The following is a 20,746-nucleotide window of genomic DNA, read 5'->3' on the forward strand; positions in this document are numbered from 1 at the left end:
TATTGTCCATGCCCACTATCGACTGCTGTAGCCAACCGGGCCTGATGCCCATCGAAAGCGCCCGCGAAAAACTTCTCGAGGCACTGAGCCCAACCAGTGGCACTGAGACTTTGCCCCTGGCACAAGCCGCCGGTCGAGTATTGGCTGAGGATGTTATCTCCACAGTAAACCTACCGCCCTGCGACAACTCCGCAATGGACGGTTACGCCCTGCGCTTTGAAGACCTGGCCAGTGGCTTGCCGCTGGAACTGATCGGCAAATCTTTTGCCGGTGCACCTTTTGACGGTGTGGTGAACCCCGGCACTTGCGTGCGCATTATGACGGGAGCCGCAGTACCGGCCGGTGCAGATACGGTAGTGATGCAGGAAAATGTCGATGCCCAGGGGGAGTCGATACGAATAAATTGTGAAGTTCGCGCTGGCGACCATGTTCGCCGCTGCGGTGAAGACGTGGCTGAAGGAGCTAGCTTGCTTAAGGCCGGAGAGCGCATCAGCGTTCCACATATTGCCCTGCTCGCCGCTGCCGGTGTGGGCACAGTGACTGTAGTGCGCAAACCGGTAATCGCACTTTTCTCCACCGGCGATGAATTGCGTCAGTCCGGCGACGCCCTGGGTAAGGGCGATATTTACGATAGCAACCGCATTGCCCTGTTATCAGCCCTGGACCAGCTGGACCTGGATATTTTGGATTTGGGTATATTGCCCGATAACAAACAGGCTATTACCAATGCCTTGCAGCGTGCTTCCGAAGAGGCCGATGCTATTATCACCTCCGGTGGAGTTTCCGTTGGCGAAGCGGATTACACCCGTGAAGTGTTGGAAGAGCTGGGAGAGATCGGCTTCTGGAAAGTGGCGATGAAGCCCGGCAAACCTTTTGCATTTGGTTTCCTACAGGGAACGCCCTTCTTCGGCCTACCCGGCAACCCAGTTTCCGCCCTGGTAACTTTCTACCAACTGGCCGTTCCCGCCCTGAGTGTGATGAAAGGCGATCAGTGGACTGGCCCGCAGACCTTACAGGCAAAACTGTTAAAACCGCTGAAGAAAAAGCCGGGCCGTACCGATTTCCAGCGGGGTGTATATCGCAGTGATGAAAACGGGATATTGGTAGTAGAACCGGTTGGTACCCAGGGGAGCCATATTCTTTCCGGTCTGGCTGCTGCTAACTGCTTTATCGTTTTGGCGCGAGAGAGTGGCAGTGTAGAGGCTGGGGAGCAGGTGGTGATTGAGCCTTTGAGGGTGCCGTTGGGGTAGGGTTTTTTATAGCTGCTTTCGTATTGAGTATGGGCTCGTATAAGCTATATCCAAATTAATTTGATTGAAATGGGTAAGGGCGATGAGGATTAGCTTCGCCCGTTGGGCTCGCTGCTCTGCGGCAGCTTTGCTGCCTCCGAGTCGAACCTGAGTTTGAGCGAAGCCTGGGAGTTAGCCATATACAAGAAAGCCCGCATAAGCGGGTGGTGTGCGTGAGGATTAGCTTCGCCCTTTGGGCTCGCTGCTCTACGGCAGCTTTGCTGCCTCCGAGTCGAACCTGAGTTCGAACAAAACCCTGGGAGTTAGCCATATACAAAATAGCCCGCATAAGCGGGCTTTTTTGTATATGGCCCGCCCGAGAGGATTCGAACCTCTGACCTTCGCCTCCGGAGGGCGACGCTCTATCCAGCTGAGCTACGGGCGGTTTAATTGGCTATCTGTGCCAATGGGAGGCGGATTATACAGAAGCTGGGGGGCGGGTTAAAGGACATTCTGTTGGCTTATATAGTCTTTGGCAGGTGGCGATGCAGTGCTTATAATGCGCGGCGTAGGAGTTTGCGACGATATTTTGAACGTTTGTGGGCCAACTCACTTCGGTCCTTTTGGGGGAATATGATGAAGCGTATTTTGGGTATTGTGGCGGCATTGGCCGTCAGTGCGGCTACGGCAGTGGCCCAGCAGTCTGTTGATGAAGAAATCGCAGAGCGAATTGCTCCGGCAGGTGAAACCTGCATGAAAGGTGAAGAGTGTGCAGCGGCAGTAGCGGCAGCACCTGAAGGTGCTAGCGGCGGCGCTGCTCGCAGTGGCCAGGATATCTACAACGCAAGCTGCCAGACCTGTCACGCAATGGGAGTTGCAGGTGCGCCAAAATTCGGTGATGCCGCAGCTTGGGCGCCCCGTATTGCCAAGGGCATGGACACTCTTTACAACAATGCCATTAACGGTATCAATGCCATGCCGGCCAAAGGCCTGTGTATGGACTGTAGCGATGACGAGATCAAAGCTGCTGTGAATTACATGGTGGATAACAGCAAGTAAGCTGTTTCACTATTGGAAAAAGGCCGCTCATTGAGCGGCCTTTTTTGTATCTAGCCTAAGGAAAACCTGCTTTCAGCCACATATTTGATTTTTTAATTATTTTATTAAGTCAAATATTAAAGAATAGATTTGTGAGTTGTCATATATGACTATTGGAAAAATTTTAAAATATAAATGTAATAAGCCGTAATTAGGCGCCATTTCCCTCCAACCCAGCAGAATCTGTATTATCCGCACCTGCTTCTTAAAAAGATGTATATAACAACACAGGGAATTTATTTATGAAGCTAGGGAAGTTGCTTTATTTCACTACTCTATCGTTTTTATTAGCTGCTTGTAGCGGCGGCGGAGGTAGTGGTGGAAGTGATAGCGATAATGGAGAATTACCTGATACTTCTGGTGGGGGTGGTTCGCAATCAGTACAGTTCACGATTCAAGGTCGAATCGGAGAAAGTATTGATGATGTTGCCACTGTGAGAGTCAAAGTGGGTGACACTGATTACGATGCAGCTGTTGATGGAAAAGTATTTTCTGCAGAAATAAAAGATTTAGAAGTTGATGACTTAGTCAGCATAGTGGTTAGTTATCCGGCCAATGAAAATCGTAAAGAAATTATCCTCAAGTCTTATGTAGGAGATGTTTCACTGGTAGAGGCGCGGGAAAATGACGGCTTGGTTTCTGTTGATGAGCTGCCGACACTTTATGTAAATGCGATGTCTACCGCTGCAGCTGCTTTTTTAGAAAAAGTTAATGGAGGCGAAATTACTTTATCTAGTGAGTTGTTGAATGCATCTCAGGTTTTGCCACAAGAAATGCTGTTAGAAAGTGCTGTTGGGCTTCGTTATGTTATTAGTGGTGGTGAATCGCCACTTTTTTCTCATGATAATACTTATGAGTTTATTCAAGATTATCCGGTAGCAGCAAAGGTAGCACTACAGTTGAAAAATACGTCTTCTGTAAGTGCTGAAAATTATCAAGAGCTTCTAGCCCAGCTTTTGAGTGATAGTGAGCAAATTACACCTGTTGAAGGTTATTCTGGAGAGGATGTAATACTTGTTACAGCAGATCCACAGATAGAGCGTATTCGTGGATTTGTGATGAATTTATCTGGAGAGGAATCGGGTTCAGGGCAGTTTATAGATGACCACTATGATGTTGAAACAATTGACCCGTTAACTTATGTAATTTCCGACAATAAAACAATTTTAGATGTATCAGGCTGGGATCGAGGCGGCTATTTTCCAGAAGAGTGTACGGCGGATGGAAATTTTTCGGCTAAACTCAATAGTATCCAATTAACAAAATATTACGATGCTGCATTTTATTCAGCGTATAAAATTGATTATGCCTATTCGTGCGAATCACCAGATTTAAATGAGGTAAACGCAGTTAATTTCCAAGCGGGAAAACAGTTTGCCCAAGTAAATATCCAGAGAGTGGGAGATTTGAAGGAGATATCTTCAGCTGAATTTTCTATTGCTGGCTTTAGAGATCGATCTGGGGATAGCAATTTTTCATACGCAGATGCTTGGCAACCTTCGATCATTACTCCAAATGCAAATGGAACGATTGATCAAAGGTTTGACCTTCTTTCTGGTTATGAAGATGGTGGTGTACTTTCTTTTAATGATGCCGGAAACCTGGTTATAGAAAGTAATCGTGGGGTAAAAGTAGAATACTATACTTTTGGTACTTACGGAGCTGCTATTCGGACTTTGGGTGTTTTGCGCAGAGCGGATGGTTCTTTAGTTTCGGTTGGAGGCCACTTTGCCACACCGGTCGTGCGCGGTACTGTTATGCCTGCTCCTTCCGACATATTCAATTACGGTGGTATCTTCGATTTATTGGATTCGGAATTCCCAAGCTATCAGGAACAATTCGGATTACGGTACTTTGCCGATGGAAGTGGTACACAAGTTTATGAGGGGAGTGAAGGAATTACAGAGTCTGGATTTAACCTTTTCAGCTGGTCAGATACAAATATTATGCGTGAACATCGCTATTTTGTAGATCCTACTACCGGTGAAACTTTTAGTTCTTGTCCTGCAGACAATGTTGATTGTGTAGAATGGCGATATCGAGAAGTAGAGCCCCTCTTTTTTGATGGTACTTACTACTATCTCCGTGTTTATCAGGAACAAGACTTCTGTAAGATAAGTGGTAGTGATTCATGTAAAGAAGCCTGGGGCTATATCGATCGCTGGACCTTGTCAGCAATCCAGTAACTGATTGATACATACTAAAAAGGCCGCTTTTCAAGCGGCCTTTATTGTTTTTGGAGCTGATGGGTGGGTGTATAAACTTCAATCAAACATACTCAACAACGACCCCAAAGTTTCCTCTCCCTTCGCCTGATTCTGCTCCGGCGTCGCCTTACCAAACCCTTCCAACAACACATCTTCTTCTGGCAATTCGTCAATAAAGCGGCTGGGCGTGGTGTCCTGGGTTTCGCCGAACTGTTTGCGCTTGCCTGCCAAAGTCATGGTTAAGGTGCGCTGGGCACGAGTGATACCCACGTAGGTGAGGCGGCGCTCCTCTTCGATGTTGTCGTCTTCAATACTGTTGCGGTGGGGAAGTAAATTCTCTTCCATACCGATCATAAACACGTGGGGGAATTCCAGGCCCTTGGCGGCGTGCAGGGTCATAAGGCTGACCTTATCGGTGGCTTCCTCTTCTTCCTGGCGCTCCAGCATATCCCGCAGGATCAGTTTGGAGATGGCCTGTTCCAGGCGAATATCCTGCTCCAGCTCATCGTCGGTGCCCTCCATAATCTTGTTGAGGCTCTCCAGCAGCCAATACACATTCTCCATGCGCTTCTCGGCCACCTTCTCGCTGCTGGCGTTTTGCGAGAGCCAACCGGCGTAGTCGATATCTTCCAGCATTTCACGCAAGGCGCCATTGGCGGTGGTATCGCGACAGTTGCGCTGTACCCCTTCGAGCCACAGGGCAAAGCGGTTCAGGCGTTCGTAGCCCTGCTCGTTGATATGCTCCTTAAAGCCCAATTCCGAGCAGGCTTTGAACATAGAAATCTCGCGACCCTTGGCGTAGTTGCCCAGGGCTTCCAGGCTGCTGGTACCTATTTGGCGACGCGGGGTATTGATGATGCGCAGGAATGCGTTGTCATCATCCGGATTCACCAACAGGCGCAGGTAGGCCATCACGTCCTTGATTTCAGCGCGGGCGAAGAAGGAAGTACCGCCGGACATCTGGTAGGGAACCTGGTGTTCCTGCAGTTTCATCTCAAGGAGACGCGCCTGGTGGTTGCCGCGATAGAGCACGGCAAAATCCATAAACTTGCAGCCGCGACGGCTCTTCTGCAGAAATATCTCGTTGGCGACCCGCTCCGCTTCCTCATTTTCATTAGCCACCTTGAGAACGCGGATCTCCTCACCCAGGCCGCGATCGGACCATAATGCTTTGTCGAATTCGTGAGGATTGTGGGCGATCAGGTGGTTGGCCACTTTGAGGATGCGGCTGGTGGAGCGATAGTTCTGCTCCAGTTTGATCAGGCGAAGGTTAGGGAAGTCGGTCTTCAGCGCACTCATGTTCTCCGGGCGCGCGCCGCGCCAGGCGTAGATAGACTGATCATCGTCTCCCACCACTGTGAGGCCGCCGCGCCCGCCCACCAGCAGCTTTACCAGCAGGTACTGGGAGTTGTTGGTGTCCTGATATTCGTCCACCAGCAGGTAGCGAATCTTCTTGCGCCAGCGTTGCAGCAACTCCGGGTCTTTGTCGAACAGCTGTACCGGCAACAGGATCAGGTCGTCGAAGTCGACGGCATTGTAGGCCTTGAGGGCTTCACAGTAGCGATCGTAGGCAATGGCGATGGCCTGCTCGCCGGGGCTCTGTGCCTGCTCCAGGGCACGGCGCGGGGTGAGCATATCGTTCTTCCAGTTGGAGATCTGGTTCTGTACCCGATCCAACAGGTCTGTATCCAGGTCGCCATCCCTGAGCATCAGCTCCTTGATCAGGGCGCGGGCGTCTTCGGCATCGAAGATAGAGAAGCCCGGCTTAAAGCCGGCGGCGCGGTATTCCTTACGCAGGATATTAAGCCCAAGGTTGTGAAAGGTGGATACGGTGAGACCGTGACTCGCCTTGGACCGCTTGCCATCCGGGCCTGCCAGCAGTTTGCTGACCCGCTCTTTCATCTCCCGTGCCGCCTTGTTGGTGAAGGTGAGGGCGGCGATATTGCGCGCGGCGTAGCCACACTGCTCGATCAGGTAGGCGATCTTGCGGGTGATTACGCTGGTCTTGCCGGAGCCGGCACCGGCCAGCACCAGGCAGGGGCCATCGACATACTTCACGGCTTCGGATTGGCGGGGATTGAGCTGGGTCATAGATGGGGCTGCATCTTCGCGTCGCGGAAAAGCGGGAGATTCTAGCAGTCTTGGCTCGAATCATCCCAGTACCAGTGCGAACCACCGGCCACACGTATACTTTGCCCTTGGGATTGGCTATAACTGCGCCTTATTCCCTGCTTGTGTAACCCCATGCAACAACCCATCGCCGGCTACCACCTGGATGAAGAGAATCACTGGGTGGCGGAGCTCGCCTGTGGCCACTTCCAACATGTACGCCACAATCCTCCCTGGACCAACCGGCCCTGGGTGATCACTGAACAAGGGCGCGAGTCTATGCTGGGTTTCCAGCTCAATTGCAAGAAATGCGATGAGGGCGCACCGCCCGATACGCTCGAAAAGGTTGTATAGCCATGACAAAACTCTGGGTCGATGCCGACGCCTGCCCGGTCGCCATCAAGGAAATCCTGTTTCGCGCCGCTGAGCGCACAGCCACAGAACTGACTTTGGTGGCCAACCAAGCGGTGCGGGTGCCGCCGTCGCGCTATATTCGCTCCGTGCAAGTGACAGCGGGTTTTGATGTGGCGGATAACGAGATAGTGCAGCGCTGCGAGGCGGGGGATCTGATCATTACCAGCGATATCCCCCTGGCAGCAGAGGTGATCGACAAGGGTGCTGAAGCCCTTAATCCCCGTGGGGAGCGCTATACCAAAGCCAATATCCGCGCGCGTCTGAATATGCGGGACTTTATGGATACCCTGCGCTCCAGCGGCGTGCATACCGGCGGACCACCGGCCCTTAGCCAGGCGGACCGCAAAGCTTTTGCCGATCAGTTAGATAGATGGCTGGCAAATAGTCGCAAGTAACTTTAAGGAGAATTGCCGTGGATAATTTGAGACTGAAGCCAATGGAAGAGTGGCAATTCCCAACATTGATGCCCTGGCTACCTGATAGGGAGCAGTGCCAACAGTGGGGGGGGCCTGATTTCAGGTTTCCGTTCGAGGGGAAGTCCTTCTTGGAGGATTGTCGTTGGCCGGAGTTGCCCAGCTACGCACTTCAGGACAGCAGCGGTGATGTGCTGGCTTTTGGGCAGTATTACCAACACCTGGGCCGCTGCCACCTAAGTCGCTTAATTGTCTCCCCCAATCATCGCGGAGCCGGATTAGGGCGTGCGCTGGTAGTACAGCTTGCACAAACAGGAGCCAGAGCCCTGGATGCAATCGAGTGCTCTTTATTTGTCCTGCGTACTAATCTAGCGGCACGGACTCTCTACCAGAAATTGGGTTTTGAGGAAGCGGCTTATCCAGGTCAGCGAAAATGGCTGGATCAGTGCGATTTTATGGTCGCACCGTCTGTAGATTTTCAGCAGAAACAAAATATTGAATAGCGCGAATATTTCATGCCTGAATTAATACAACCCACGACCGAACGCTTGCAGCTGCGTCAGTGGCGAGAGGAAGATAAGCCTGTATTTGCCGAAATGAATGCGGACCCAAGGGTGATGGAGTTTTTCCCCTCATTGCTGACGCGACAGCAGAGTGATGCCGGTGTGGATCGCAGTATTGCGTATATTGAGAAATACGGCTGGGGCTTTTGGGCCTTGGAACTGAGAGACACCAACGAGTTTCTCGGATTTGTCGGTATGAAAAATGTGACCGAAGATTTGCCCTTCACTCCAGCGGTAGAGATTGGCTGGCGCTTGGCCTTTCCCCACTGGGGAAAAGGCTATGCCAGTGAAGCTGCACAAGCATCTTTGGATGTAGCTTTTAATACCCTGAATCTCAGCGAAGTCGTTTCCTTTACTGCACTACAAAACCTTCGTTCCCAGCGGGTGATGGAGCGGCTGGGTATGCGGCGAGATTCTCTCGTCTTTGAACATCCACTGGTCCCCAGCGAAAGCCATCTGCAGCGGCACTGCCTTTATCGCTTAAGTGCTGATGATTGGAAAAAATCTTGATGTGATTAGCTTCAGTTAGCTCGGGAACCATTACTTTTTCTTGGGTTCGGAGAGGGGGTGAATATGAGGTTCACCCCCTCTTCAACAATAACCAAGCAAATATAGCCCCACCATTAATTTCAGGTGAGGGCAGGGAGTTCTCGCTATGGGTTTTCTTAAATCGGCCTTTATAACGGCAACTGGTTTTCTGCTAGCGACTTTGCATATCGGCGTGTCCGCCGAACCTCTACTTAAAGTCAGTAAACGCCCTGATGGATCAACGCTTTACTGGTCTTTAGAGCAACCATCGGCTAAAGGGAAATATGGCTTGTTCCTGATAGCCCAGGGATCTGGCTGCCTACCTGCTGTTAAAAATACTACTATCCAGCAGGCTAAAGAGTTAGCGGCAGGATATGTTGTTTTAGTGGTAGAAAAATATGGTGTAACTCACTCTGACAGCCCGGAAGAGCAATTTAAAGATTGTTCAAAAGAGTATGTAGCTAACCATACCGTTGAGCAGCGTGCGGTAGATGTAGAGCAGATTGTCGACGAACTGCGCGGGGCTGATTGGTGGAATGGCAAGCTGGTCTTGTTCGGCGGTTCCGAAGGTGGTGATCTTGTTGCACGACTGGCGCCGAGGCTAAATCCCGATGCGGCAGTGGTCTTTTCAAGTGGATTGGGGGAATCCTTTGCTCAAGTGCTAAAGAGCTTGGTTCCGCCCCACGTAGCTAAAGAGGTAGATGCCAAACTCGCCTATGCCCGAGCTAACCCAGAAAGCGCGGAAGTCTGGGGTGGAAACTCTATGCGTTGGTGGGCCGATGTCGTCGATCGGGTACCGGTCAACGATTTATTGAACAGCCATGCCCCCATATTATTGATCCAGGGCACAGAAGATAAATCTGCCCCGGTCAGTTCCGGCCGAGCAGCACGAGATGCCTATGTATCAGCCGGACGTTGTGAGCTGACTTATTGGGAGTACTCCGGTTACGATCACTATATGACAGATAGGGATGGCGTAAATCACCGGGGAGAAGTCTTTGAAAGAATTTCTGGATGGATCAAAAAGACTGCACTAAATGGAGCTCCCGGGTGTATCTCTGGTGCCGGTAAAAGTTGAGACTGATCAATGAATATAAGAATCCAATTAGCCGCAATAGTAATGGCAGCTTATTCCAGTTTTTCGGCAGCGGAAAACTATGCTGTCTTACCACAACTGGAAACCTACAAAGTACCAGAATCCTGGCGTCAGCCAGTAGCGCCTCTAAAGATTGCAGGTAACACGTGGCAAATAGGTACCGAGGGAATTACCTCACTGTTGTTAAAAGGCAAAGAGGGATCAATTCTAATTGACGGTGGCATGGAACAAACGGCTGAGCATTTATTGGAGAATATGCGCAGATTGGGAGTCGCCCCCTCGGATCTCAAGTTAATCTTGCACAGTCAGGCCCATGCAGACCATGTAGGTTCCTTAGCCGAGCTAAAACGCGTAACTGGTGCACAGGTAGTAACCAATGCCGAGTCAGCGGTGTTAATGGCTCGCGGTGGTGCCAATGATATTCATTTTGCCGACGAACTTTTATATCCGCCAATAAAGGCGGATCGTATCCTGCACGATGGCGAGCAAGTGGTTCTAGGGGATTTGCGTCTACGCGTACATTTTATCCCAGGCCATACACCAGGCAGTATGGCCTGGACCTGGGAAGACAAAGTTGATGGTAAAACTAAAGATATAGCTTATGTGGATAGCCTTACAGCGCCCGGTTACCAACTGATTGATAACCGCCGCTATCCCAATATCTTAGAGGACTTCCGCACAAGCTTTGCCCGTGTGCGGGATTTACCTTGTGATTTACTACTTACCCCTCATGCACCTGCCAGCGGTTGGGAGTTTAAAAACAAAGCTATACAGAAAAAATCAGTAAGCTGTCATCAATATGCAGAGAAAGCGGAAGAAAAATTAAGTGAAAAGCTGGAAGCTGAGAAAGATCCAGCTGACTAGATATTTGCGCTACAAAACATGGCTCGGCATATTAATGCCGGGCCAAAAATTGATGCACCTTTGGCACAAGATAGAAATACATTAGTGGGACCAGAATAGCGGTCATTATTAGCGCTTTTAAACCAATTGCAATTTGCAATTCCAGTGCCTGCATCCCTAGAAGTAATAGAGTAACAATAGGGTAAACCAATGCCCAGATGCACAGGGCGTGTAGTATCGGTTTCTTCATTTGTTCAATTCCTCCATAAATTTAGAAATTGTCTTAAAATATCCGGGCAAGATTTTTTGTAGAAATTGTTTTCCATTCTCAGTAAGTGCTACACATTTTGACCTGCCATCGCTGGAGTCTGCTTCCATTACGATGAGCTCATCTTCCACCATGCTTTTCAGGGTTCGTGTCATTACCGGGCGAGAAACATCGATGCGCTCTGCGATTTCTGAAGCCAGCAAACTGTCTCTTTGAGGCTCCCGGTCGATAACGATCATTACCAGGAAGCGCAGCTGGGAGGTTCCGTGTTCAGAAAAATAGCCCTCCAGCTCCCGCAATAGGAGGCTCGCATCCCGCATCATGGTAAGGGCGCCCTGAACGGCAGCAGGATCTTTTACAGAAAATCGTTTGGAATATCCCTCAACCATCTGTTGTGAGGGAAGTTCTTTGAGAAAAAACATAAGGGTTTTAAGCTAACCTCTCCAGCTTATTGATCTCCACAGGCTCTTTTAGCCACTCTTGATAGGCTTCGAAAATTGGGGTGATGTAGGGCATAATGTAATGCTTATCGAGATCTTCCTGACTGCGCCACTCCTCGTATAAAAACAAGTTTTCCCCGTCCTCGTGTACTGCAAACTTCAGGCAGCCCTCTTCCTCCAATGTATTAGCCACTATGGACAGGATGGCCTGCTTGGCTTGGTCAAAGAACTCTGTCTTGGGAGAAATCTTGGCAATAATGAATAAATTTATAGCCATAAACGTCACTCTCTATGGAATCTAGTTATCATGATAATCAAATGGGGTGGATTGTCAAACTACTTGTGGGTCAGTTTAATGTAAGGAGTGGAGGAGAACAGTCGGTTTACTTAACATTGTAGAGATAGCAGTGGCTCAACTAGGAGCCACAGAAATGATGATTGCACGAAACTAGTAATGAGCTACCTTGGAGTGGCAAAATAAACTTGGCGCTTGTAAAGCTTACGCCACTGGATACCGTCTTCTGATTTCCATATGTCATTATTTATTCCCTCACCCTGACCCCCAATAAGTAATAGATGGTCACCATTGCTCACTATTTCGTGAGAGCCTCTGGCTGAGAAGGGGGCGGAAGAGGTTTCCAGAGTCCAGTTAACCCCATCCATAGAAGACCATATATCATTGGTATATTCCGCCATTTCTGTGTCCCATCCCCCAATTAGCCATAGCTTATTCTTAAAGGCTACAAATTGGTGATCGTAACGAGTATTAAAGATTGGGTTAAGCGTTTCTTTTGACCAATTGATACCATCGGTAGATGACCACATGACATCATCTGAACCTAAGTCCCCTTTTCCTCCAAAAACCCAAATTTTATTATTGAAACTGAGTGCCTGATGAAAGTGGCGAGATATAAATGGAGGGTTATCTGTGACAAGTGTCCAGTTAATACCATCTATTGATGACCAGATATCTTTTTTTCCTGTATCGCCATAATCTTCGGTACCTCCAATAAGCCATAGCCGCTCATCGTAACTTATGAGTTGATGGCCGAATCGGGCTGAGAATCCAGGAGTCTCTGACTCTAACTTCCAATCTATTCCATCAATAGATGACCAAACGTCATTCTTTAATCCGTGAGATTGCTCGCAACATGCTCCGTCATTACCTCCAATTAACCACATTTTTTCATTGTGGATCGCGACTTGATGTCGATAACTGAAAGGGAAATTTGGACTGTCTGTCGCTAGTGTCCAATCTGCCCCGTTACTAGATGACCAGATATCATTCTTTGAACTTCCAGAACCACCAATAATCCAATATTTATTTTTATAATAAATAGCTTGATGTTGTGTTCTTGGTGGTATCTCATCAGTTTTTGTGTGTTGTTGCCAATTCACACCATCTATAGATGACCAGATGTCATTTCTTAACCCACTAAACATACCACCTGACCGACCGCCAATTAACCATATTTTTCCGGTAAAACTAATAGCTTGATGGTTTTCACGGGATGAAAAAGGAGTACTTTCGGTTTCTTGCTGCCATCTAACTCCGTCTGTTGATGACCAAATATCGTTTATATTATTTGGGCTGCCACCTTCACTGCCACCAATTACCCAAAGCTTATTGTCATGGGATACTAGTTGGTGGTCTTCTCTCGCCATAAATGGGGTCTCTTCTGATACCTGTTTCCAATGTTCTCCATCCTCTGATGACCAAATTTCACTCTTTGTGAAATCAAATCCCAGGGCGCCGATCATCCATAGTTTATTGTTGAAACTAATTGTTTCTGCTGCCCATCCGATTAAGAATGAGGGGTCTTCTGTAACAAGAGTCCATGTGACTCCATTAGTAGACGACCATACATCATTGTGAAAATTGTCCCCTGTTGAATCTCTATACGCACCACCAATGATCCATAATTTATCATCGTGAGTAATAAACCTCTGTGTAATGCGACTCGGAAAATTGGGATTATCCGTAACCAGTTCCCAGGTAATGCCGTCATCTGATGACCAAATTTCATTATTTTCAGGGTTACTAATAGGACTTAGAACAACCCATAATTTATTATTGTATACGGCGGCTTTAGGGGACCAGGCTAGAGGAAAAGGTGCATTTTTGGTTTGTAGTTCCCAAATAATTCCATCACTACTGGACCAGATATCATTTTGGTACTCCAAACCATCATAACCACCGATGAGCCAAAGTTTTTCTTTAAAAGCTATTACCTGGTGTCCCTCTCTCCCAGAAAATTCTGATGTGGTTACTGTGACAGAGGCTTTTGAAGTATCAGAAACAAGATTGTAGAAAGCTGGCTGGGAGAGAGTGGCAGCTGTATCGGTAACTATTTGACCGTTGATAGTACTTAACTGCCCATTTTTACAAGTATTATAGCTTTCTAGATTACACTCATTCTCAGCGCTACGATAAAATAAGATATTGTCATCTGACTCAGAAAACTGAATTTTAGTATCAGATTTGCCTACCCACGCAGTCATACTGATTGTTTTTATTTCAGAGTTAACTTGATAGCTAGATGAAGCGGAAAAGTATTGATTGTCCTGATCTATATTTGCCGTTATGGTAGCTGAGCCTGCGGCTATAGCAGTGATTAAGCCTTCTGAATCAACAGTGACTATTTCTGGATTATTAGAACTATAAGCGATTAAGCCTGAGCCTTGCCCAGTTGCAGTATTTTGTAAACTGTCGCCAAGATATAAATCAATTGAACCAGTATAGGCGAATGTCAAATTTTGTTGGCTCAACGATGAGTCAGACTTCTCACCACCACCACCACCACCACCACCACAGCCAGTTAAAAAAATACTAATAAATATAGTGATAAATAATGATAAAATGGGGTTAATTTTTATTTTTATCATCGACTCGTCCTTTATGAGTACGTACTTACGTATTAATTAGAGCTAATTTTATATAGAAAATAATAACAGTATTTAGATACTGATTTTAATCCTAAATATTGATAGGGATTGGAAAGGGTTAATAACTATCTACTTTATAACTCAGGTTTTTGACTAGTTTGATAAAGCAATTACATTTCTTCGGTCGAGATTTCTATAGGCTAGTGCCTCAGCAATTTGAGTAGTACTTATATGTTCAAAATTAGTGAGGTCTGCCAGGGTTCGAGCTACTTTAAGAATACGGTGGTAGCTACGCGCGGATAGCCCCAGTTTTTCCACCGACTGTCGTAAGAGGTGCTTTTCCTTTTCCCCCAAGGCACAGTGCTTTTCCAGCTCTGCGCCTTTTAACAGGTTATTTGTCTTACCTTGCCGCTGTATTTGTTGCTGGCGTGCGGCACAAACTCTCTCTCTCACGGCATCGGAAGTTTCTCCGGGAGCTGAATCCTGTAATTGCACAGCATTCATAGTGCCCACCTCCACCTGCATATCGATACGATCCAGCAGGGGGCCAGAGAGTTTGTTGCGATATCGATCTATTTGGTCTGGGGTACAGCGACAGCGGGGCTCGCCTAAATAGCCACAAGGGCAGGGGTTCATAGCCCCAACCAGCTGAAAGTGGGCGGGGTAGGTGACTTGGGCTCGGGCGCGGGAGATTCGCACTTCACCATTCTCCAGGGGTTCTCGCAGTATCTCCAGAGCGTGCCTGGGAAATTCGGGCATTTCATCGAGGAACAGGACTCCCCGGTGCGCAAGGGATATCTCACCGGGCCTTGGGGTGCTGCCACCACCGACCAGCGCTGTTGGTGAGGCGCTGTGGTGCGGGGCCCTGAAAGGGCGCAGGCTCTGGTGAGGGAGGCCTGCGCTGGAGTAAACGCTCGCTACCTCTAATGACTCTTCAGTTGTCAGCGGGGGCAATATTCCTGGCAGGCGGCTGGCCAGCATGGTTTTGCCGGTGCCGGGCGGACCGTAAAAAAGCAGATTGTGGCTCCCGGCTGCTGCCACTTCGAGAGCGCGGCGGGCCTTTAGTTGGCCGCGCACATCGGCTAAGTCTGCGCAAAGGTGCTCTTCGGCAATAGGCTCTGCAACAGCTTTGGGCATAGATTCACGCCCATGAAGTTCGGCGCAAACTTCCAGCAGGGAGTTGGCAATGCTGACTTCGCCGGTAGCCAGCGCGGCTTCCGCACCGTTCTCGGTAGGCACAATGAGTTTACGGTCTTCATTGGTGCAGGCTACGGCTGCCGGTAAGCTACCACTTACTTCCCGCAAGGCGCCAGTGAGTGCTAGCTCGCCAATAAATTCATAACGTTCCAGAGTTTCGGTGGGAACCTGTCCCGAGGCGCTGAGAATGCCGATGGCGATGGCCAGATCGTAGCGGCCACCTTCCTTGGGTAAGTCGGCGGGGGCGAGGTTGACGGTAATACGGCGCTGGGGGAAGTCGAAATGGCTGTTGATTAGGGCGCTGCGCACACGGTCGCGGCTCTCCCGCACCGCCGCTTCCGGTAAACCCACAATATGAAAAGCAGGGAGGCCATTTGCCAGGTGGGTTTCTACGGTAACCAGAGGTGCAGAGACCCCGAGCTGAGCTCGGGAGTAGGTGACTGAGAGGCTCACGATTTCATCCTTGAAGTGGCTCCCTGGGCTTAGTCCTTGGCGGCGCTGTCTCTCTGCGCCAGGGCTTGCTCCAGCATTTCGACCTTGTCTTCGAGTCGTGCCAGCTTTTCCCGGGTCCGGCGCAGTATCTCCACCTGAGTGTCGAACTCTCGCTGGGAGACCAATGGCAATTTATCCAGTGATACCTCCAGAGCACTGCGCAGGTCACTGGTCACCACGGCGCCCTGTTGTTGTAGCTCTTTCAGCAGCTGTTGCAGTTTATCTGCTGCCACGGGCATTTCCTCGCTAAATAAGATGGATATGAATAGCACGGGATTGTAACCCAGTGCATTTTTTGGAAAAAGCAGCCTAACAGCGCACCGTTCTGAGCGCACCTTAATCTTTACCTCCCCACTTCAGTGCAAAGGAAGAAAGGTAGTTCCATGTTGGTGCAACACTTTGCCTTCGAGTTTCTATTCGTACGAATTTTACTAATTCAATTACTCCTAACTTATTGATTTTACTTGCGGTTGCAGTGTTGGCATCAAGTCTGCAAACAATCTGTGCAGGTGTCCCATTAACGATCATTGGGAGTCTGGGAAAGTAGCAGTTCACGAGACGCAAGCGACCCTCTGTCACACCCGACAGTGAAGGACTGATTGCAGGCGGCGCCATAAAAGCACTCGAAAAAACAGCTTCAAAAGCCTTGGAGGATCAAAGTGGAAAATAAAATGTATAAAGTTGCCACTCTCGTCACCGGTGCCGTTCTTGCACTGGGCGCTGCAAATTTATCGATGGCTGCCGAGGGCGGTCCCAGCGTTAGTGCCAATGTGGGTCTTGTTTCTGACTATAGATTCCGTGGAATTAGCCAGACTGATGGAAGCCCCGCAGTACAAGGTGGTGTCGATATCGATTTTGGAAATGGCATTTATATTGGCACCTGGGCGTCCCAAGTGGATTTTGATTATGAGACTGATCAAACCGACTACGAACAGGATTTTTACGGCGGTTATAGTGCGGATATCAATGACAGCGTTAGCTTTGATGTTGGCTACATTTATTACGCCTACCACGGAGGAAGTGAAGATGAAGATTATCAGGAAATATACGGCAGCCTGAGTTTTTCAGATTTAACGTTGGGGTTTGCCTATTCCAATGATTATTGGGCGGATACCGGTGAGTTTTATTACCCTTATGCGGAATATAGTTTCGCTCTTCCCTCAGATTTTTCTCTCGATCTACATCTGGGATTAAACCTTTTTGAAGAAGAAGGTTTTCTCGATGAATCTGATTCCTATATCGATTACTCCGTTTCCCTCAGTAAAGAATTTGGCGGCTTGAGCCTGAGCGCTTCTTTCGTGGGCACCGATGTTAGCGATAAAGAGTGCTACGAGACCGATTGGTGCGAACCTACATTGCTCGCCGGCGCGACTTATACCTGGTAATACAAAAGGGCCTTCGTTAATGCGAGGGCTCGTTTTTCTTTAGGGGAATACCATGAAATTAATCACTGCAATCATTAAACCCTTCAAGCTGGATGCTGTGAGAGATGCCCTGCGGGAGTCGGGGGTTAATGGTGTAACGGTCACTGAAGTGAAGGGCTTTGGTCGCCAAAAAGGGCATACGGAGTTGTATCGCGGCGCAGAGTATGTGGTGGATTTTCTTCCGAAAACCATGCTGCAAATAGCGGTGGCAGATTCGCAACTGGATGCGGTTATCGAAGCAATTGGTTCCAGCGCGCAGAGTGGCAAGATCGGTGACGGAAAAATATTTGTCGCAGAGCTTGAGCAGGTCGTGCGCATACGTACCGGAGAAACCGGTAATGCAGCAATTTAATTAAAAACCGAAAACATAATTTTAATAAATATCCAGATTTGAACGGAGAGGAATATGGAGAACCAAATTTTTCAATTGCAGTATGCAATTGATACTTTTTACTTTCTGATGTGCGGCGCCTTGGTAATGTGGATGGCCGCCGGCTTTTCTATGCTGGAAGCTGGCTTGGTGCGCTCCAAAAACACCACGGAAATTCTCACCAAGAATGTGGCCCTGTTTGCGATTGCCTGCATTATGTATCTGCTGACTGGCTACGCCATTATGTACGATGGTGGCTGGGCATTGTCCGGTATTGAGGCGTTTAGTCTGGAAGGCGTCCTCAGCGATTCTGCAGAAAATGGTTTTGAGGGTGACTCCGTTTATTCCGGAGCTTCAGACTTTTTCTTCCAGGTGGTCTTTGTCGCTACCGCTATGTCCATTGTGTCCGGTGCGGTTGCCGAGCGTATGAAGCTGTGGAGCTTCCTGGCCTTTGCAGTAGTTTTGACCGGTTTCATCTATCCACTGGAAGGTGCCTGGACTTGGGGCGGCAAAGAGGTTTTCGGCCTGTACAACTTGGGCGATCTTGGTTTCTCTGATTTTGCCGGTTCCGGTATCGTGCATATGGCGGGTGCAGCGGCTGCGCTTGCTGGTGTTCTGCTACTGGGCGCGCGCAAAGGCAAATACGGCCCCAACGGCCAAGTGTATGCCATTCCCGGTGCTAACTTGCCGTTGGCAACCCTGGGTACCTTTATCCTGTGGATGGGCTGGTTTGGCTTCAATGGCGGCTCCGTACTGAAGCTGGGCGATGCTGCCAGTGCGCACTCCGTCGCCATGGTCTTTGTGAATACCAATACCGCTGCTGCCGGTGGTGCTATTGCTGCACTGATCACCGCCCGTATCCTGTTCGGTAAAGCTGACCTGACCATGTTGCTCAATGGCGCGCTGGCCGGTCTGGTAGCAATTACTGCGGAGCCATCGACCCCGACTGCATTGCAGGCAACCCTCTTCGGTATGATCGCTGGTGTGTTGGTGGTCTTCTCTATCATCACCCTGGATAAGTTGAAAATCGATGATCCGGTGGGCGCTATCTCCGTACACGGCGTTGTCGGCTTGCTCGGTTTGCTATTGGTACCTGTGACTAACAATGATTCCAGTTTCAGCGGGCAATTGATTGGCGCACTGACCATCTTTGGCTGGGTATTCGTCAGTTCATTTGCAGTGTGGTACCTGCTCAAGCTCGTCACTGGTATCCGTGTGAGCGAAGATGAGGAGCAAGAGGGTGTTGACTTGACCGAATGCGGAATGGAAGCTTACCCGGAATTTATGAACAAGTAAGTTAACAGTGTCGGTGCTGCCCCATAGGCGGGGCAGTGGCCTGGGTAAGGTTCTCTCGACGAGGACGAATCAGGGGAAATACTCAAGATGAAATTGATTACGGCTGTAGTAAAGCCCTTCAAATTGGATGATGTACGCACTGCCCTGTCTGAAGTAGGCGTGCAAGGAATGACCGTCACCGAGGTAAAAGGTTTTGGGCGTCAAAAAGGCCATACAGAACTTTATCGTGGCGCCGAATATGTGGTGGACTTCCTACCGAAAGTAAAATTGGAACTCGCTGTTGATGATGAGATGGTGGACTCCGCTGTTGAGGCAATCACCAAGGCGGCGCAAACCGGCAAAATCGGTGACGGCAAAATCTTTATCACGGCTCTCGAAGAAGTCATTCGTATCCGTACCGGTGAAACCGGTAGCGAAGCTGTGTAACCTGTTTGATAACTCTTTCATAACGTAGCGATTGAGTATCATAAGCCCCGCAAGGGGCTTTATACGCACTTCTGATAAGTCCCGCTATCTAGCCTTCGATCTTTGTTATCTATTTAGCTTGAAATACCTGCTACCGGTGCAGGCGCAAAAATCTGCATAACTAACTGAAATATTCCCATTTCATTTCCCAACAAAAAACTCTACAGCCTCCTCCTTGTGTTACTGGCACGGGGGTGGGGAACTGCCTATAAATTAATCGCCGCTATTGACGCGGTAGGGGATCGCCACTGAAAAGTGGTTGTCAGTTTTGTAGATGCCGCGGGAAAGGGGCGGCACAGAGGTACTCCCTCTGTAACAGGAGTAAAGGTTACAGGGTTTTAGCTATGAAAGATGGTTATGAAGATCAGGGTAAGAACTCTCGCAGCAAGGACTCCGAGGAATTTGCAGAAGAACGCAGTATCACCTCTCGCCAGCGCGCCAGAAGCCAGTTAAGTTCCGATGTAGAGGAGTTTCTCGCCGGTGGCGGCGCGATTAGTGAAGTTGATCCAGAAGTTACCGCCGACCCCCCGCGCAAACCGCAGCCAAAATACGGCAGCCGCCCTATCTAATCTCTCTGGTCGCTGTTGCTCCTCCAGCAGGAGGAGTGACAGTTGGCCAAACCCCTCTCAGCCTCTCAGAGCTTTTACCGATTGAGCAGTTTCGGTAGCAGGCGCTCCAGGACTTCGCCGATATAGGATAGGAATAAAGTGCCCAAGCTAGACCGGTAGTACTGGGGATCAGCAGAGCCTACCGCTAGAGTGCCAAGTTGATTGCCCAAAGGAACTACGGCAGCTGAAGCGATATATTGCGCTTTTTCCGCAAATAGGAATTCTTTTTCCCGCTGGCGCAAAACACCACAGATGGGGCGGCCGTTACGAATTATTCCGCCAATTGCCGTCTCGGCATCGGAAAATGTGCTGGTCTGAACTTGTCCCAGGCTTTGGCGGGGAGCAGATAATGGCTCGAACAGAGTCAGGCTGGTGAACTCAACATTGAAGTCAGCGGCGAAACTGGCATAGAGAGCTTCTGTGACTTCACCGATATTTTCAGCTTCCAGCAGTGCCAGGATAAGTCGGCGGCTATTGAAAAATAACTGGTCGTTGTCCCGGGCGTTGTGCAAGAGCTGGTCGAGGCGCTGGCGCATTTCGATATTGCGCTCACGCAGCAAATTCGTTTGGTGGGTCATCAGCGACACGGTCTTGCCATTTTCCCGCGGCAACTTGATGGTTTCCAGAAGTTCCATGCGCTCTTCAAAGAACTCCGGGTTTTGAATCAGGTAGCGGGCTACCTGCCGTGCCAGCAGTTTATCGTCACGCTGGGTTTCCTTGTGAGTGTCGCCGGCAATCTCTTCGGGGGGCTGATTGGCGTCTGTGTGTTCCATTGTGTTTGCTTTTTCTGGCACGGGGAT

The 20,746-nt window shown here is 49.2% G+C and carries 22 protein-coding genes and 1 tRNA gene; 14 read left to right on the plus strand and 9 right to left on the minus strand.

Going from position 1 to position 20,746, the window contains the following annotated elements; genetic code table 11:
- The first annotated feature begins 8 nt into the window (after positions 1-8).
- On the plus strand, positions 9-1,250 hold the full coding sequence (moeA, locus tag ACJJI1_RS08700) for a molybdopterin molybdotransferase MoeA (RefSeq protein WP_444934643.1): 1,242 nt from the start codon (positions 9-11) through the stop codon (positions 1,248-1,250).
- A 347-nt stretch (positions 1,251-1,597) separates the two neighbouring features.
- Here the strand turns inward: moeA and ACJJI1_RS08705 are convergent.
- Positions 1,598-1,674, minus strand: a tRNA-Arg gene (locus ACJJI1_RS08705).
- Positions 1,675-1,865: 191 nt separating this feature from the next.
- Between ACJJI1_RS08705 and ACJJI1_RS08710 the strand changes: the two genes are divergently transcribed.
- Together ACJJI1_RS08710 and ACJJI1_RS08715 are read left to right on the plus strand one after the other, a co-directional pair.
- Positions 1,866-2,288, plus strand: a complete 423-nt coding sequence (locus tag ACJJI1_RS08710) for a c-type cytochrome (protein WP_444935148.1) — start codon at positions 1,866-1,868, stop codon at positions 2,286-2,288.
- Positions 2,289-2,569: 281 nt separating this feature from the next.
- Entirely contained in the window at positions 2,570-4,513 is a 1,944-nt protein-coding gene (locus ACJJI1_RS08715; RefSeq protein WP_444959107.1) for a hypothetical protein, read from the plus strand.
- A gap of 78 nt (positions 4,514-4,591) precedes the next feature.
- Here ACJJI1_RS08715 and rep read toward each other — a convergent pair whose 3' ends face one another.
- Positions 4,592-6,625: a DNA helicase Rep gene (gene rep, locus ACJJI1_RS08720; RefSeq protein WP_444959108.1), complete on the minus strand. Its 2,034-nt coding sequence runs from the start codon at positions 6,623-6,625 to the stop codon at positions 4,592-4,594.
- A gap of 153 nt (positions 6,626-6,778) precedes the next feature.
- Here rep and ACJJI1_RS08725 point away from each other — a divergent pair, with 153 nt between their 5' ends.
- From ACJJI1_RS08725 to bla, 6 genes are all read left to right on the plus strand, one after another.
- A complete protein-coding gene (locus ACJJI1_RS08725) occupies positions 6,779-6,997 on the plus strand; it encodes a DUF3565 domain-containing protein (protein ID WP_252084134.1) in 219 nt (72 codons plus the stop codon).
- 2 nt (positions 6,998-6,999) lie between these two features.
- Positions 7,000-7,452, plus strand: a complete 453-nt coding sequence (locus ACJJI1_RS08730; RefSeq protein WP_444959109.1) for a YaiI/YqxD family protein — start codon at positions 7,000-7,002, stop codon at positions 7,450-7,452.
- Between the two features lie 17 nt (positions 7,453-7,469).
- Entirely contained in the window at positions 7,470-7,973 is a 504-nt protein-coding gene (locus tag ACJJI1_RS08735) for a GNAT family N-acetyltransferase (protein WP_444959110.1), read from the plus strand.
- A gap of 12 nt (positions 7,974-7,985) precedes the next feature.
- Positions 7,986-8,543, plus strand: a complete 558-nt coding sequence (locus ACJJI1_RS08740) for a GNAT family N-acetyltransferase (RefSeq protein ID WP_444959111.1) — start codon at positions 7,986-7,988, stop codon at positions 8,541-8,543.
- Between the two features lie 145 nt (positions 8,544-8,688).
- The gene (locus tag ACJJI1_RS08745; RefSeq protein WP_444906661.1) at positions 8,689-9,639 is read left to right on the plus strand and encodes an alpha/beta hydrolase family protein; all 951 of its coding nucleotides are present in this window, start codon (positions 8,689-8,691) and stop codon (positions 9,637-9,639) included.
- A 15-nt stretch (positions 9,640-9,654) separates the two neighbouring features.
- On the plus strand, positions 9,655-10,521 hold the full coding sequence (bla, locus tag ACJJI1_RS08750; protein WP_444959372.1) for a subclass B3 metallo-beta-lactamase: 867 nt from the start codon (positions 9,655-9,657) through the stop codon (positions 10,519-10,521).
- A 31-nt stretch (positions 10,522-10,552) separates the two neighbouring features.
- On the opposite strand, the gene ACJJI1_RS08755 is transcribed toward bla, so the two are convergent.
- From ACJJI1_RS08755 to ACJJI1_RS08780, 6 genes are all read right to left on the minus strand, one after another.
- Positions 10,553-10,750, minus strand: coding sequence for a putative antibiotic biosynthesis monooxygenase (locus ACJJI1_RS08755; RefSeq protein ID WP_282930358.1), 198 nt, complete (start codon positions 10,748-10,750; stop codon positions 10,553-10,555).
- Positions 10,747-11,190, minus strand: a complete 444-nt coding sequence (locus tag ACJJI1_RS08760; protein WP_444959112.1) for a MarR family winged helix-turn-helix transcriptional regulator — start codon at positions 11,188-11,190, stop codon at positions 10,747-10,749. The genes ACJJI1_RS08755 and ACJJI1_RS08760 overlap by 4 nt, the downstream gene beginning before the upstream one ends.
- A 7-nt stretch (positions 11,191-11,197) precedes the next feature.
- Positions 11,198-11,485: a putative quinol monooxygenase gene (locus ACJJI1_RS08765; RefSeq protein ID WP_444959113.1), complete on the minus strand. Its 288-nt coding sequence runs from the start codon at positions 11,483-11,485 to the stop codon at positions 11,198-11,200.
- A gap of 182 nt (positions 11,486-11,667) precedes the next feature.
- Positions 11,668-14,094: a Kelch repeat-containing protein gene (locus ACJJI1_RS08770; protein WP_444959114.1), complete on the minus strand. Its 2,427-nt coding sequence runs from the start codon at positions 14,092-14,094 to the stop codon at positions 11,668-11,670.
- 153 nt (positions 14,095-14,247) lie between these two features.
- Positions 14,248-15,744, minus strand: coding sequence for a YifB family Mg chelatase-like AAA ATPase (locus ACJJI1_RS08775; protein WP_444959115.1), 1,497 nt, complete (start codon positions 15,742-15,744; stop codon positions 14,248-14,250).
- A gap of 29 nt (positions 15,745-15,773) precedes the next feature.
- Complete coding sequence (locus ACJJI1_RS08780) at positions 15,774-16,016, minus strand: accessory factor UbiK family protein (protein ID WP_108735120.1); 243 nt, start codon at positions 16,014-16,016, stop codon at positions 15,774-15,776.
- Between the two features lie 438 nt (positions 16,017-16,454).
- On the opposite strand from ACJJI1_RS08780, the gene ACJJI1_RS08785 reads away from it, so the two are divergent.
- The 5 genes from ACJJI1_RS08785 to ACJJI1_RS08805 all read left to right on the plus strand — a co-directional run bounded on the left by ACJJI1_RS08785 (position 16,455) and on the right by ACJJI1_RS08805 (position 19,907).
- A complete protein-coding gene (locus ACJJI1_RS08785) occupies positions 16,455-17,168 on the plus strand; it encodes a TorF family putative porin (protein WP_444959116.1) in 714 nt (237 codons plus the stop codon).
- Positions 17,169-17,220: 52 nt separating this feature from the next.
- Entirely contained in the window at positions 17,221-17,559 is a 339-nt protein-coding gene (locus tag ACJJI1_RS08790) for a P-II family nitrogen regulator (RefSeq protein WP_282930336.1), read from the plus strand.
- 54 nt (positions 17,560-17,613) lie between these two features.
- A complete protein-coding gene (gene amtB / locus ACJJI1_RS08795) occupies positions 17,614-18,873 on the plus strand; it encodes an ammonium transporter AmtB (RefSeq protein WP_413664044.1) in 1,260 nt (419 codons plus the stop codon).
- Between the two features lie 87 nt (positions 18,874-18,960).
- Positions 18,961-19,299, plus strand: coding sequence for a P-II family nitrogen regulator (locus ACJJI1_RS08800; protein WP_108731383.1), 339 nt, complete (start codon positions 18,961-18,963; stop codon positions 19,297-19,299).
- A 383-nt stretch (positions 19,300-19,682) separates the two neighbouring features.
- Positions 19,683-19,907: a hypothetical protein gene (locus tag ACJJI1_RS08805; RefSeq protein WP_108731384.1), complete on the plus strand. Its 225-nt coding sequence runs from the start codon at positions 19,683-19,685 to the stop codon at positions 19,905-19,907.
- Positions 19,908-19,981: 74 nt separating this feature from the next.
- Here the strand turns inward: ACJJI1_RS08805 and ACJJI1_RS08810 are convergent, their stop codons facing one another.
- Positions 19,982-20,719, minus strand: a complete 738-nt coding sequence (locus tag ACJJI1_RS08810; protein WP_444895478.1) for a DUF484 family protein — start codon at positions 20,717-20,719, stop codon at positions 19,982-19,984.
- Positions 20,720-20,746 lie beyond the last annotated feature (27 nt).

It is taken from the genome of Microbulbifer maximicatervae (SeqCode) (assembly GCF_052467065.1).

What these genes read in the sequence shown, in the direction of transcription:
- amtB (WP_413664044.1), top strand. Translation starts at nt 17,614, where the DNA reads ATGGAGAACCAAATTTTTCAATTGCAGTATGCAATTGATACTTTTTAC.
- ACJJI1_RS08770 (WP_444959114.1), bottom strand. Translation starts at nt 14,094, where the DNA reads ATGATAAAAATAAAAATTAACCCCATTTTATCATTATTTATCACTATA.
- ACJJI1_RS08740 (WP_444959111.1), top strand. Translation starts at nt 7,986, where the DNA reads ATGCCTGAATTAATACAACCCACGACCGAACGCTTGCAGCTGCGTCAG.
- ACJJI1_RS08765 (WP_444959113.1), bottom strand. Translation starts at nt 11,485, where the DNA reads ATGGCTATAAATTTATTCATTATTGCCAAGATTTCTCCCAAGACAGAG.
- ACJJI1_RS08730 (WP_444959109.1), top strand. Translation starts at nt 7,000, where the DNA reads ATGACAAAACTCTGGGTCGATGCCGACGCCTGCCCGGTCGCCATCAAG.
- ACJJI1_RS08785 (WP_444959116.1), top strand. Translation starts at nt 16,455, where the DNA reads ATGTATAAAGTTGCCACTCTCGTCACCGGTGCCGTTCTTGCACTGGGC.
- ACJJI1_RS08760 (WP_444959112.1), bottom strand. Translation starts at nt 11,190, where the DNA reads ATGTTTTTTCTCAAAGAACTTCCCTCACAACAGATGGTTGAGGGATAT.
- ACJJI1_RS08725 (WP_252084134.1), top strand. Translation starts at nt 6,779, where the DNA reads ATGCAACAACCCATCGCCGGCTACCACCTGGATGAAGAGAATCACTGG.
- moeA (WP_444934643.1), top strand. Translation starts at nt 9, where the DNA reads ATGCCCACTATCGACTGCTGTAGCCAACCGGGCCTGATGCCCATCGAA.
- ACJJI1_RS08810 (WP_444895478.1), bottom strand. Translation starts at nt 20,719, where the DNA reads ATGGAACACACAGACGCCAATCAGCCCCCCGAAGAGATTGCCGGCGAC.
- rep (WP_444959108.1), bottom strand. Translation starts at nt 6,625, where the DNA reads ATGACCCAGCTCAATCCCCGCCAATCCGAAGCCGTGAAGTATGTCGAT.
- ACJJI1_RS08715 (WP_444959107.1), top strand. Translation starts at nt 2,570, where the DNA reads ATGAAGCTAGGGAAGTTGCTTTATTTCACTACTCTATCGTTTTTATTA.
- ACJJI1_RS08710 (WP_444935148.1), top strand. Translation starts at nt 1,866, where the DNA reads ATGAAGCGTATTTTGGGTATTGTGGCGGCATTGGCCGTCAGTGCGGCT.
- ACJJI1_RS08790 (WP_282930336.1), top strand. Translation starts at nt 17,221, where the DNA reads ATGAAATTAATCACTGCAATCATTAAACCCTTCAAGCTGGATGCTGTG.
- ACJJI1_RS08755 (WP_282930358.1), bottom strand. Translation starts at nt 10,750, where the DNA reads ATGAAGAAACCGATACTACACGCCCTGTGCATCTGGGCATTGGTTTAC.
- ACJJI1_RS08805 (WP_108731384.1), top strand. Translation starts at nt 19,683, where the DNA reads ATGAAAGATGGTTATGAAGATCAGGGTAAGAACTCTCGCAGCAAGGAC.
- ACJJI1_RS08800 (WP_108731383.1), top strand. Translation starts at nt 18,961, where the DNA reads ATGAAATTGATTACGGCTGTAGTAAAGCCCTTCAAATTGGATGATGTA.
- ACJJI1_RS08745 (WP_444906661.1), top strand. Translation starts at nt 8,689, where the DNA reads ATGGGTTTTCTTAAATCGGCCTTTATAACGGCAACTGGTTTTCTGCTA.